The 13,104-nt window shown below is 41.7% G+C and carries 14 protein-coding genes; 13 read left to right on the forward strand and 1 reads right to left on the reverse strand.

Translation table 11 applies throughout. The annotated features are described in order from the left end of the window. The first annotated feature begins 38 nt into the window (after window positions 1-38). Together KCG35_RS01335 and KCG35_RS01340 are read left to right on the forward strand one after the other, a co-directional pair. Window positions 39-296, forward strand: a complete 258-nt coding sequence (locus tag KCG35_RS01335; RefSeq protein WP_215817864.1) for an FAD assembly factor SdhE — start codon at window positions 39-41, stop codon at window positions 294-296. Continuing rightward, window positions 277-738, forward strand: coding sequence for a protein YgfX (locus tag KCG35_RS01340; RefSeq protein WP_215817865.1), 462 nt, complete (start codon window positions 277-279; stop codon window positions 736-738). The genes KCG35_RS01335 and KCG35_RS01340 overlap by 20 nt, the downstream gene beginning before the upstream one ends. On the opposite strand, the gene nadB is transcribed toward KCG35_RS01340, so the two are convergent. After that, window positions 735-2,366 carry an L-aspartate oxidase gene (nadB, locus tag KCG35_RS01345; protein WP_215817866.1) on the reverse strand — a complete coding sequence of 544 codons (1,632 nt, stop codon included), beginning with the start codon at window positions 2,364-2,366 and terminating at the stop codon, window positions 735-737. The genes KCG35_RS01340 and nadB overlap by 4 nt on opposite strands. A 641-nt stretch (window positions 2,367-3,007) precedes the next feature. Here nadB and rpoE point away from each other — a divergent pair. From rpoE to recO, 11 genes are all read left to right on the forward strand, one after another. Next, window positions 3,008-3,598, forward strand: coding sequence for an RNA polymerase sigma factor RpoE (gene rpoE, locus KCG35_RS01350; protein ID WP_215817867.1), 591 nt, complete (start codon window positions 3,008-3,010; stop codon window positions 3,596-3,598). Between the two features lie 118 nt (window positions 3,599-3,716). After that, on the forward strand, window positions 3,717-4,457 hold the full coding sequence (locus tag KCG35_RS01355) for a sigma-E factor negative regulatory protein (RefSeq protein ID WP_215817868.1): 741 nt from the start codon (window positions 3,717-3,719) through the stop codon (window positions 4,455-4,457). Between the two features lie 7 nt (window positions 4,458-4,464). Next, window positions 4,465-5,469, forward strand: a complete 1,005-nt coding sequence (locus KCG35_RS01360) for a MucB/RseB C-terminal domain-containing protein (RefSeq protein WP_215817869.1) — start codon at window positions 4,465-4,467, stop codon at window positions 5,467-5,469. A gap of 53 nt (window positions 5,470-5,522) precedes the next feature. Continuing rightward, the gene (locus tag KCG35_RS01365; protein WP_215817870.1) at window positions 5,523-5,975 is read left to right on the forward strand and encodes a SoxR reducing system RseC family protein; all 453 of its coding nucleotides are present in this window, start codon (window positions 5,523-5,525) and stop codon (window positions 5,973-5,975) included. Between the two features lie 44 nt (window positions 5,976-6,019). After that, window positions 6,020-7,432, forward strand: a complete 1,413-nt coding sequence (locus KCG35_RS01370; RefSeq protein WP_230408934.1) for a DegQ family serine endoprotease — start codon at window positions 6,020-6,022, stop codon at window positions 7,430-7,432. Window positions 7,433-7,632: 200 nt separating this feature from the next. Further along, on the forward strand, window positions 7,633-9,432 hold the full coding sequence (gene lepA / locus KCG35_RS01375) for a translation elongation factor 4 (protein ID WP_215817871.1): 1,800 nt from the start codon (window positions 7,633-7,635) through the stop codon (window positions 9,430-9,432). A 2-nt stretch (window positions 9,433-9,434) separates the two neighbouring features. Continuing rightward, on the forward strand, window positions 9,435-10,256 hold the full coding sequence (gene lepB, locus KCG35_RS01380) for a signal peptidase I (protein ID WP_215817872.1): 822 nt from the start codon (window positions 9,435-9,437) through the stop codon (window positions 10,254-10,256). 152 nt (window positions 10,257-10,408) lie between these two features. Beyond that, window positions 10,409-10,780 (forward strand): DUF4845 domain-containing protein, encoded by a 372-nt coding sequence (locus tag KCG35_RS01385; protein WP_215817873.1) that lies wholly within the window; start codon window positions 10,409-10,411, stop codon window positions 10,778-10,780. Then, window positions 10,777-11,466, forward strand: coding sequence for a ribonuclease III (gene rnc / locus KCG35_RS01390; protein ID WP_215817874.1), 690 nt, complete (start codon window positions 10,777-10,779; stop codon window positions 11,464-11,466). The genes KCG35_RS01385 and rnc overlap by 4 nt, the downstream gene beginning before the upstream one ends. Further along, window positions 11,459-12,379, forward strand: coding sequence for a GTPase Era (era, locus tag KCG35_RS01395; protein ID WP_215817875.1), 921 nt, complete (start codon window positions 11,459-11,461; stop codon window positions 12,377-12,379). Before rnc ends, era begins: the two co-directional genes overlap by 8 nt. Next, window positions 12,380-13,099, forward strand: a complete 720-nt coding sequence (recO, locus tag KCG35_RS01400; RefSeq protein ID WP_215817876.1) for a DNA repair protein RecO — start codon at window positions 12,380-12,382, stop codon at window positions 13,097-13,099. The last annotated feature ends 5 nt before the right edge of the window (window positions 13,100-13,104 follow it).

Below are 13,104 nucleotides of genomic sequence, written 5' to 3' on the forward strand. Positions count from 1 at the left end.
ATTAGGTATGAGAAGTGATGTGCCAGTAAGGGAGCAAGATGTTATCAGTCGCTGAACACAACCGACTTTTTTGGCGAAGTCGACGCGGTATGTTGGAGTTGGATGTACTGTTAGTACCTTTTGTTAAAGAAGCTTTTCCGTCACTAGGAGAAGAAGACCAAGCGCGCTATAAGAAGTTAATTGAGTGCGAAGATCCAGACCTGTTTCGTTGGTTTATGCAAAAAGAGCAGCCTTCTGATCCCGAGCTGGCTATTATTGTGGAGATGATTTTGAATCATGTCCCTGCTTCAGTCTAGAGGCTTCCTGTTTATTTCTCTCCAGCCATCACGCGGTTTAGCTATCTGGATAATAGCCAGTCATAGTATTGCTGCACTAGGTTTATCTGTTTCTCCTTGGCTTTGGTGGGTAGACTTGCTGTTATTCATAGTAATATGTGGGTCTGCTATTTGGTTATTGAGGCTTCATGTTTGGCGGACAGCAACTAAAAGCGTGGTAAGTATTCAACAGAATCACAATGGTTGGTTATTAAAACTTCGAGATGAGACGTTGTTGAATGGTACACTTCATTTTGACACCTTGGTGATGACCAAGCTGGTTGTATTGAACTTCAAGGTTTCTGGTAGACTTTGCCCTTTACCTGTAGTGATTGTAGCTGATGCAATTAACCCAGAGCAGCTACGCTTACTCCGCGTAGTACTGCGCTGGTCATCAAGTGAAGAAACTACAAGTTTTCTTTAGTGGGAGGGTTCCCTGTCAGCATAGGGATGGTAATTGTTGGGGTAGAGAATCGTATCTTCTAAAGTATTTAGGGACTCAGGGTAGTCCAGCGTATAATGAAGACCGCGGCTTTCTTTGCGAACCATTGCTGATGAAATGATGAGGTCTGCAACCACTGATAGGTTACGTAACTCTATTAAGTCATTACTGATCTTATAGTTACTGTAAAACTCGTATATTTCTTGATGCAGCAAATTGATTCGGTGACGGGCTCGCATTAGTCGTTTTGTGGATCTCACAATACCTACATAGTCCCACATAAAACGCCTAAGCTCATCCCAGTTATGGGCAATAATGACATCTTCGTCTGAATCGGTAACCTGACTTTCGTCCCAAGCGGGAATATCGACGGGGGTTAAAGGAGTCGATAATCGCTTCTTAATATCTTCAGCACTTGCCAAGGCATAAACAACACACTCTAATAATGAATTGCTGGCTAACCGGTTGGCACCATGAAGTCCGGTAAAACTGCATTCACCAATGGCATAAAGGTTTGGGATATCAGTCCGCCCAGCAGTATCTACCATTATCCCGCCACAGGTATAATGTGCAGCAGGTACAACAGGAATGGGCTCCTGGGTAATATCAATACCATAGCTCAGGCAGCGCTGATAAACGTTGGGGAAGTGACTTAAAATAAAGTCTTTCGGTTTATGGCTGATATCCAGATAAACACAGTCAATCCCCAGTCGTTTCATTTCGTGGTCTATGGCTCTGGCCACAATATCCCTCGGAGCTAGCTCCTCCCGCTGATCAAACTTAGGCATAAAACGGCTGCCATCGGGGAGCTTTAACAAGCCACCTTCACCTCTAATCGCCTCTGTGATGAGAAATGATTTTGCTTGAGGATGAAACAGGCAGGTTGGATGAAATTGGTTAAACTCCATATTTGCTACACGACACCCTGCTCGCCATGCCATGGCGATACCATCACCCGTTGCACCATCAACATTGCTGGTATAAAGATAGACTTTACTGGCACCTCCACTGGCAAGAACAACATGGTTGGCGTGAAACACTTCAACTTGATCTGTCTCTAGGTTGAGCACATAAGCTCCAATACAGCGATTGGGTTGGACGCCAAGTTTTTCTGAGGTTATCAGGTCTACAGCTAATTTATTTGATATTGTTTCTATATTAGGATGAGCCAGGGCACGTTCAATGAGTGTTTGAGAAATGGCTTGGCCAGTGGCGTCAGCAGCATGAATTACTCGACGGTGACTGTGGCCCCCCTCTTTCGTCAGGTGATAGTCTTCGTGTCCATTGGCCATTTGCTCTTTAGTAAAAGGGACACCTTGGCCTATCAACCAATCAATACTTGTTTTGCTGTGCTCGATAGTAAAGCGAACAGCATCTTCGTTGCATAGTCCTGCTCCAGCATTCAACGTGTCGCTGACATGTGCTTCGACCGTGTCCGTTTTATCAATTACGCCAGCAACACCACCTTGTGCCCAGTAAGTTGAGCCTGCAACCAGCTCACCTTTACTTAAAACAGCAACTTTAACATGGCTAGCAAGATTTAACGCTAAGGTTAACCCAGCAGCGCCACTGCCAATGACAAGTACATCAAAGTGATATGCGTGAGGCATGAGAAATCCTTGATTTTTGCAGATGCCAATTAAATTTTAGCGTTAATCTAACGTTATTTACTTACGATTGCAGGTTTTATACGCATGACATGCAGGAAGTGAAGTATATAGTATGCCTACTCGAATAGGCAGTCTTGGCCTGGAAGATAATAGTTGAATTTGATTTTGCTCAATGTGTTTTAGGCGTTGCGTAAGACAAGCCTGACTATCTTGCTGACGAGTATTTGTGATTAATTTTGTTTCGTAGTGTGAATTGTTCGCTATTGAATAATTGTTATTGGGAACCAATTTTAAGTATTTGACTCCATCTAGACTGTTATTGGCGGTGTTGCTTCGATTATTAAGTAAAACCTCTATGACGTGAAGAAAAAAGCGTATCTTAACTTTTTTTCTCAAGACTAGGATGCTGATATATCAGTGGTAACCATTATCTAGAGAGTATGGTTGTGGTATATAGAGTAGGTTTTGTAAGGTTTGAAGATTCGATATTAACTTATGATCACATCTTGTGATTTCTGCCAATAACCTCAAGCTAACTGTTGAGAACTTTTATTTATCCATATGGTCTACACAACAGAACATAACTTAACCACCCGGCAATACCTAAACGCTCTGTTGTTCTTGGGAACAGCGGAGGGAGTATGGTAAGTGCGCAAGACTCCGATCAACAATTAATCGATCGAGTCCAACGGGGGGACAAGCGTGCTTTTGATATGTTGGTTTTAAAATACCAGCATAAAATTCTTGGCTTGGTCAGTCGATATGTGCATGACCATCAGGAGGTATACGATGTTACTCAAGAGGCGTTTATCAAAGCTTATCGCGCCATCGATAAATTTCGTGGTGAAAGTGCGTTTTATACATGGCTTTATCGTATAGCGATTAACACAGCAAAAAACTACTTGGTTTCAAAGGGCCGGCGTCCTCCTGATACTGATGTAGATAGTGAAGAAGCTGAATATTTTGAGGGACACAATCCCTTAAAAGACATTGAAAACCCTGAGAATCGATTACTTCGTGATGAAATTGAAAAGGTTGTCTATAAAGCCATCGCGAGCCTGCCTGACGACTTACGCTCTGCGCTTACACTTCGTGAGTTTGATGGGTTAAGTTACGAGGAGATTGCTGAGGTAATGCAGTGCCCAGTGGGAACTGTTCGCTCAAGAATCTTTAGGGCAAGAGAGGCTGTTGATAAGCAAGTGCAACCTTTGCTGTCTAGTTCGACCAGCTGAGATAAAAAAGTGATGAGAAAAGGTTTTTCTATAATACAGCGTTTGATTTTTAATATGGAACGGATGGTGTAGCGATGAGAGCAGATCTTGATGTTTACCAGTGCAATGAGGTGCCTCTATGAGCAGTGATGATCGTAACTACGAGTCATTATCAGCTATTATGGACGGTGAGGCCAATGAGCTGGAGTTGCACCGAGTCTTAAAGCATCTTCATGATAATGAGGAAACTCGAGGAAAGGCATTTCGTTATCAGTTAGTTGGCGAAGTGATGCGTAAAGAAACTCATGAATTTTCCCATGTTGATTTGTCCGCAGCAATAAGTACTGCGATTGATGCTGAACTAACACATGAACATAATCAATCGGCTAATGAATCCACTCCATATGACCAGGTGGGGTTTGGTGGAAGTGTATCAATAGCCCATGGCTGGACTCGTTGGTTACGCCCAGCAGGTGGCGCAGCTGTTGCGGCGACTGTAACACTGGCTGTATTACTGGGTGCAAACTTAGTTAATCGTTCTGCGAACGAAGGTTTAGAGGCCGAGCTGACAGCTCAGGCAAATAATACAGCAACAAACACTATGCCTGCTACAAAGGCTACTCCTCAAGTAGTTCGTGAAACACCTTTGGTCTCAGGTCAGGGTGCTCCTATGTTAGCGGGTTATTCAGACCAGCCTAACTATCGTGTACCTCTTCGTGTAGATCAACATGAAGCAGCATTGCGTGCTAAACAATTAGCAGAGATGGCTTCTCAAGCACGTTTTCAGTCTTATATGTTACAACATGCTGAATATAGCGCACTAAGTGCTAATCAAGGGATTTTGCCGTTTGCCAGAGTGCATGAGTTTGAGACAAAGTAATATGTGTGTGCAGGTTCGTTTTGGGTTACGCCTGGCTATTCTAGCTATGGTTATGTTAGCTGGTAATGTTAGTGCTGCAGCAAATGAAGATAGAACAGCGCTAGACTGGCTTCAAGCTATGGTCAATGCTACACAACAATTGAATTATGAAGGTCAATTTGTGTATGAGCATAGTCGTGGATTAACCACAATGTCTATAGCTCATGCTTATCAAGATGGACAAGTTCGTGAGCGGTTAGTGTATTTAGATGGACCACATCGTGAGGTTATTCGCTACGGGCGTAAGGTGATGTGTGTTACGCCCAAAAATGAAGTGATTCGTTTTGATCATCAGGGTTCTCCTATTCCCTTTTCTCAAGCTTTCCAAAAAAACTTAAGCAAAATTGCATCACTTTATAGTTTGCAGCAAGATGGCCATGACCGTGTTGCAAACAGGTCTGCGGTCGTGATTAATGTGTTACCAAATGACCAGCATAGGTATGGCTATCGGTTATGGTTAGATCAAGACACTGCTCTCTTATTAAAGTCGGTGCTTTTGGATAATAAGGGAAAATTATTAGAGCGTTTACAGTTTACATCTTTGCAGACAGGGAAGCCTATTGCTGAAGAGCGTTTAGTTTCATCATTAAGTGATGAAAACACTGTCGAACAAATCATTTCAACACAAAGTGTTAATGAACAATCTAAAACTCAGCAAAGTTGGCGTGTATCCTGGGTGCCTGATGGCTTTGAGCTGTCCAGGCATGATGAGCGTAAACACTCCGGATATGGTATGACGGTTGCGTCTTTGATGTTCTCTGATGGATTATCCGCTTTTTCGGTTTTTGTTGAGCAAGGTGATGAACGCTCAGCTGCACAGCAGGCTCTAAGTCGCAGGGGCGCAATGACGGCTATTTCTCGAATGTTAAAGTATAAAAAAGGTATCTTCTTGGTCACTGTTGTGGGAGAAGTACCTGAAAAAACAGCTGAAAAGATTGCAGTTTCAGTACAATCAGCATTAAATAAACCTTAATGCAAGGTTAACTAAAACTCAGCGCTTAATTCAGAGAAAAGATATCAGCTAAAATGATAGAAGAGCAAGGACATGTAATGGCTGTAGAGCCTGGAGCAGTTTGGGTCCAAACCTTTAGACGCACTGCTTGTGGTAAATGCCAGGCTAAATCAGGATGTGGTCATAATCTGATTGAAAAGCTGGTGCCTGATCGTCAACATGCGTATATCAAAGCACTTAATGACTATTCTGTACAGGTTGGTGATGAGGTCGTTATTGGTATTGAAGAAAATACCTTGATCAATGCTTCAGTATTAGTCTATCTACTTCCGCTATGTGCTCTTCTATTGGGGTTGCTGTTAGGTCACTGGTGGCAGCTACATGAGTTGGCAAGTTTAGGAATGGCTCTTTTTCTATTGCTGTTGGCATTTGCAAGGGTGCGTAACCATAGCCGTCAAAACTTTGTGCAGAAAAAAACGTTACCTGTAGTCTTACATGTAAAGCTAGCAGCTCAACCGATTTCTTGAATAACTAATAAATAATAAACAGATTTTAAGGGTTGTGTTTTCTTATGAGAACTGTTCCAACTGTTCGTTTTTTGTGGCTACTTGCATTATCAATAGTGATGACGCTAAATACAGCACAAGCAAGATCCTACCCTGATTTTACTGAGTTAGTTGAAGATGCTTCTCCTGCAGTGGTGAACATTAGCACGCGGCAGGAGCCAAAAAGTCGACAACGACTTCAGTTTCACGAATTTAACCGAGATTTACCTGATATTTTCCGTGACTTTTTTGGTAAGCCTTTCCCTCCTCCTGGCAAAGGTAATAAAACGCCAGCTCATTCATTAGGTTCAGGTTTTATAGTTTCACAAGATGGCTATGTCCTGACAAATAATCATGTTATTTCTGGGGCAGATGAAATAATTGTTAGGTTGAAAGACAGAAGAGAGCTGGAAGCAAAAGTTATTGGTGCTGATGAGCGATCAGACTTAGTATTGCTTAAAATTGAAGCCTCAGATTTACCTGTTGTGAAAGTAAATACCCGTGCTGTCATTAAGCCAGGACAGTGGGTCGTTGCTATAGGATCTCCATTTGGATTTGAAGCTTCTGTAACTGCAGGCATTGTGAGTGCAACGGGTCGTAATTTACCTAGTGAAAACTATGTTCCTTTTATTCAGACTGATGTTGCAATTAATCCTGGAAACTCTGGTGGCCCGTTATTGAACTTGGAAGGTGAGGTCATTGGTATCAATTCTCAGATTTATACCCGATCTGGTGGATTTATGGGGCTTTCTTTTGCGATCCCCATGGATGTTGCTATGGATGTTGTAAAGCAACTGAAAGATAAGGGCTATGTTTCTCGAGGCTGGTTAGGTGTCATGATTCAGGGGATGAATAAGGCGTTAGCTGAGTCGTTTGATTTAGAAAAGCCTATGGGAGCACTTGTTGCTGAGGTTCTTGAGAGTAGTCCAGCAGAAAAGTCAGGTTTTAAAAGTGGCGACATCATTTTACAGTTTGATGGTCAAGAGATTAAGGAATCATCAGATTTGCCTTATATCGTTGGTCGGACTCCTGTGGGAAAGCAAGTGAACGTTGATATTCTTCGCAAAGGAGAAAAACAAACACTCACAGTCACAATCGGCGAGCTACCAGATAAACGACAAGCTGTTGATAAAAGGCAAAGCAAGGATCAAATTTCATCAAATCGGCTTGGTATTACAGTGAAAACCCTGACGACTGATGAGAAAGAGCAGTCTGATTTAGCTTACGGTGTCGTCGTTGACAAGGTACTTGATGGGCCTGGGCGAGATGTTGGTCTGCGTCCTGGGGACTTTATTACAGATATCTATAATGAGAAGGTTGATTCAGCAGAAAGCTTTAATGAAATTGTGGATAAACTACCTGCAAATAAATCCATCCCTATGCGCTTGGTACGTCATGGTAAGCCAGGCTATATCACATTTAAAATTACTGATGAGTGAGTGCTTCAGTTTAAAGCGTTGTCAGGTTAGACCCCCTCTAGCCTGACAGCATAGCCGGATGGCAATAAATACGATAGAATTCAGCCTTTCTGTGAATCTTTGATTTCAAAGTAGATATACTGTTCTGTTGCAGCCCTTTAAGAAAGCAAATATAAGGGCTAGCATTTTTTTATCAGTGACAATTGGTGGCACAAAGTATCGTGAGTGATTTAAGCCATATTCGCAATTTTTCCATCATCGCCCATATTGACCATGGTAAGTCCACGCTGGCTGATCGTTTTATTCAAACCTGCGGAGGTTTGTCTGATCGTGAAATGGCCGCTCAAGTGCTTGACTCTATGGATATTGAACGGGAGAGAGGGATAACCATTAAGGCACAAAGTGTAACACTAAACTATGAAGCCTTGGATGGAAAAAAATACCAATTAAATTTTATTGATACCCCTGGCCATGTGGACTTTTCCTATGAGGTTTCTCGTTCACTTGCTGCTTGTGAAGGCGCGCTACTGGTGGTAGATGCTGCACAAGGTGTTGAAGCACAGTCTGTCGCAAACTGCTATACCGCTATTGAGCAAGGTTTGGAAGTGATGCCTGTACTCAATAAAATTGATTTGCCACAGGCTGAGCCAGAACGTGTTGCACAAGAAATTGAAGACATTATTGGTTTGGATGCTTTAGATGCAGTGCAATGCAGCGCTAAAAGTGGAATGGGTGTCACTGATGTTTTAGAACGCCTGATTCACTTAATACCCCCTCCAGAGGGAGACTATGATAAGCCGTTACAAGCACTCATTATTGACTCCTGGTTTGATAACTATCTGGGCGTAGTGTCACTCGTTCGTGTTGTTCAGGGTAGTTTACATAAGGGTAATAAGGTTAAAGTTAAGTCTACAGGCGATGTGCATGTAGTTGATGGCGTTGGTATTTTTACTCCAAAACGTCATGAAACCGGTGTATTACGTGCTGGTGAAGTAGGTTATGTTGTTGCAAGCATTAAGGATATTCATGGTGCACCTGTTGGAGACACCTTAGTATTATCCGCTGGAGCGGAAGTTCCTGCACTACCTGGTTTTCAAAAGGTCAAGCCACAAGTCTATGCGGGTTTATTTCCTATTAGCTCAGATGATTTTGAGTCATTCCGTGAAGCACTGGGTAAGCTGTCACTTAATGATGCGTCTTTGTTTTATGAGCCGGAGTCGTCAGATGCATTAGGTTTTGGTTTTCGCTGTGGTTTTCTGGGTATGCTCCATATGGAAATTATTCAGGAGCGTCTGGAGCGAGAGTATGACCTTGACCTGATCACGACTGCGCCAACCGTGATTTATGAAGTAGAACATAAAGATAGCTCTGTTCATTATGTGGACAACCCTTCTCGGTTACCTGATCCTTCTGTAATCAATGAAATGCGAGAGCCTATTGTTCGAGCAAATATTCTGGTGCCACAGGACTATTTAGGCAATGTTATTTCTCTTTGTGTGGAAAAACGCGGTATTCAAAAGGATATGCAATTTGTGGGTGGACAGGTCTCGTTGAGCTACGAGCTGCCTATGAGTGAAGTGGTATTGGACTTTTTTGACCGCTTGAAGTCAGTAAGTCGTGGGTTTGCATCGTTAGACTACAGTTTTGAACGTTTTCAAGCGGCGAACTTGGTTCGTTTGGATATTTTGATTAATGGTGAAAAAGTTGATGCACTTGCATTAATCGTTCATAAAGACCATGCAATGCATCGTGGCCGTCAACTGACAGAAAAAATGAAAGAAATTATTCCTCGCCAGATGTTTGATGTTGCAATTCAAGCTGCTATTGGAGGGCATATTGTTGCTCGTCAAACAGTGAAAGCATTACGTAAAAACGTAACTGCAAAATGTTATGGCGGAGATGTGACTCGAAAGCGTAAGCTGCTTGAAAAGCAAAAGGCAGGTAAAAAACGGATGAAGCAAGTAGGACGAGTGGAAATACCACAGGATGCGTTCCTTGCTGTACTGAAAGTAGAGAAATAATTATGGATTTTAATTTTCCACTTATTTTAGTCATTGCAGTTTTTTTGACTGGAGTGTTAGCGGCATGTGATTATTTTTTATTGGCACCTCGTCGTCGGCTTGCTGTTGAGCAGTACAAAGCCTCTACCAGTGATGTGGATGATGATGTGGTGTTAAAAATCACCAAAGAGCCTGCAGTTTTTGAAACAGCAAAGTCAATTTTTCCAATATTATTAATTGTACTTGTGGTTCGCTCTTTTCTATTTGAGCCTTTTCAGATTCCTTCTGGCTCGATGAAACCGACGCTGGAGATTGGTGACTTTATTTTAGTGAATAAATACGCTTATGGAGTACGCTTGCCAGTGATTGGTACCAAGGTTATCAGTGTCGGTGATCCTCAACGTGGTGATGTGATGGTATTTAAAGAACCAGCTAATCCTTCGATTAACTTTATCAAGCGTGTTGTTGGACTTCCTGGTGATACCATTAAATATAAAGATAAACAGTTGTTTGTTAATGGTGAATTAGTTGAAGAACACTTTATTGCTCAACTGCATGAACAAAATATCCCCTATAAGTTGTTAGAAGAAAATTTAGGTGGAGTAAAACACCAAATTAGAGAAAATGCTTTTGTTCAGTATCAACTAAACCGTTTAGATGGTGAGTGGACTGTCCCTGAAGGTCATTATTTTATGATGGGCGATAACCGCGATAATAGTAATGATAGTAGGAGCTGGGGCTTTGTTCCTGATGCTAATGTCGTAGGTAAAGCTATTTATATTTGGATGCACTGGCCTAGCTGGGGACAGCTGCCAAGTTTTAAAAATAATGCAGCTATTCAATAGCGCTGTACCATTCGTCTTATGATGCAGACTACCGAGTAGTTTTTTTTTAGAAGTTTAATGTTCATAGCATAAAATTCGCGAAATGGGTCTATTTTTGTAATAGACCCAATAGATTAACTTTTTTGATTCAATCATAGAAAAGAGATGGTGCTATGAAGCTTATGCATAAACAACAAGGAATGACGCTAGCTGGCTGGCTATTTGTATTCGTGGTAGGGGGCTTTGCGGTATTGTGCACACTAAAAATGTTGCCACATTACCTGGATGATATGTCTATTAGTAAGGTGCTGGATAATTTAAATCGACCTGATATTGGCTCTGCCTCACCCCATGAAATTAGAGATTTAATCAGTCGAGGATTTCAGGTGAACAGCATTCGTGATATTCCTAATGATGCTGTTAAAGTGAAGCGTCAAGGCGGCGTTGTTAATGTTGCCATCAACTATGAAAAGCGTGAGCATTTGTTGGCAAATATTTATGTTGTTTTAACCTTTGAACATAATTGGAATACGCAGACTAAGTGAAGAAGTCATTAACACCACTCTGTAAAAAGCTTGGATATCACTTTAACGACCCATCGCGTTTGTTGCTTGCGTTGACACACCGTAGCTTTGGTGGTCAGAACAATGAGCGCTTGGAATTTTTGGGTGATTCCATTGTTAACTTCGTTATTGCTGAAGAACTCTTTAGTCGTTTTCAAGAAGCGAAAGAAGGGCAGTTGAGTCGATTGCGTGCACGCTTAGTTCGTGGTGCGACATTGGCAGAAATTGCCAAAGAGTTTGGCTTGGGGGATTATTTAAGGTTAGGTTCAGGTGAGCTTAAGAGTGGCGGGTTTCGTCGAGAATCTATCTTGGCAGATGCTTTAGAGGCTATCATTGGGGCAATGTATCTTGACGGAGGCATGGAAGCTTGCCGACAAAGTGTACTCCAGTGGTTTGAGTCTCGGCTTGATAAGCTCTCTCTAGAAGACACACAAAAAGACCCTAAAACAAGACTGCAGGAGTTTTTGCAGTCCCGACAAGAGGCTTTACCTCAATATGATGTCATCAGTATTGAGGGTGAGGCTCATGCCCAGACGTTTACCATCGAATGTAATATTTCTATGTTGCAAGATAAAACCATTGGTATTGGTTCCAGTCGTCGGGGAGCTGAGCAGCAAGCAGCTAGAAAAGCGCTTGAGCATTTAGGAGTAGATAAAACTAATGGTTGATAGCAATCATTCAAATACAAAGAATCGGTGTGGGTTTGTGGCTATTGTTGGTCGACCCAATGTGGGTAAATCGACACTCATGAACCGTATTCTTGGGCAAAAGCTAAGTATCACCTCTCGTAAGCCACAAACGACCCGACATCAAATTATTGGCATCAAAACTGAAGGTGATGTACAAGCTATTTATGTTGATACGCCAGGACTTCATAAAAGTGGGAAAAAGGCTATCAATCGTTATATGAATCGTGCAGCGAGCTCAGCAATTAACGATGTTGATGTAGTCATTTTTATGATTGACCGTAATCGCTGGACAGATGAAGATCAAATGGTGCTTGATCAGCTCCAAGGCATAAAGTGTCCACTTCTTGTTGCTATTAATAAAGTGGATAAAGTCAGTGATAAAGAGCAACTGTTGCCTTTACTGGGCGAGCTAGCTGAGCGGATGCCTCATGCTGAACTAATTCCAGTATCCGCTAAAACAGGGGTTGGTATTGAGCAGCTTGAGGCTACGATAGCCACACACTTACCAGAAAGCATTCACTTCTATGAGGAAGACCAGCTCACAGACCGAAGTTCTCGTTTTCTTGCGGCAGAGTTAGTAAGAGAGAAAGTTATGCGTCAGTTGGGGGATGAAATTCCTTATCAAATTACAGTGGAAATAGAAGAGTTTAAGCAGGACGGAAAAGTACTCCATATCAGTGCGTTGATCCTTGTTGAAAAAGATGGACAAAAGGCCATTGTTATTGGGGCAAAAGGTGCTCGATTAAAATCGATTGGTCATGATGCTCGGTTAGATATGGAGCGGTTGTTTAATAGCCAGATAATGCTCAACCTATGGGTTAAAGTCAAAGGTGGCTGGTCTGATGATGAGCGTGCACTACGTAGTTTAGGGTATGACGATTTCAGGCAGTAAATGACTGTTGAGTTAGTAACGGGTTATGTATTACATCAGCGCCCCTATCGGGAAAATAGCACTTTAGTTGACTTGCTAACTAAAGAGCAGGGGCGTTTAAAGGTTATTTGTAAAACGCTAAGAAAACAAAGACATCAAAAGCTACCTACCTTACAGCCTTTTGTTTCCTATTGGTTTCAACTGAAAAAGCAACAAACACTTTTAAGTTGTTATCATTGGGAAACAAACATGCCTCCCTTTAAATTAAATGGAGAAGCACTATATTGTGCTTTTTACTTAAATGAATTGTTGTATCGTTTACTCCCCAGTCATGATACATCAACAGATATTTTTCAACTTTATACACAGACACTTAACTCATTAACTATTGCCAAGAATACATTAGATATAGTATTACGACTTTTTGAAAAACAGTTACTCATTGCACTGGGTTATGGTTTACCCCTGTTATATGAAGCCGAAAGTGATGCTTTTATTGAACCTACACAGGTTTATTGTTTTGTAACAGATTTAGGCTTTATAAAAGCAACAAAAAAAGAACTATCTCAACAAGCAAATCGTTGTTTTTTTGGGAAGGATTTGTTGGCTATTGCAGAAGATAATTATCTGCAAGACAATACACGCCAATCAGCTAAGCGCTTGATGAGATTGGCTCTGAGGGATTTATTAGGTGGTAAACCGCTCAATAGTCGTGCACTGTTTCCAGTAAAGCGTAAATAATAAGG

The sequence above is a fragment of the Zooshikella harenae genome, from assembly GCF_018837975.1.
Taxonomy (GTDB): Bacteria; Pseudomonadota; Gammaproteobacteria; order Pseudomonadales; family Zooshikellaceae; genus Zooshikella; species Zooshikella harenae.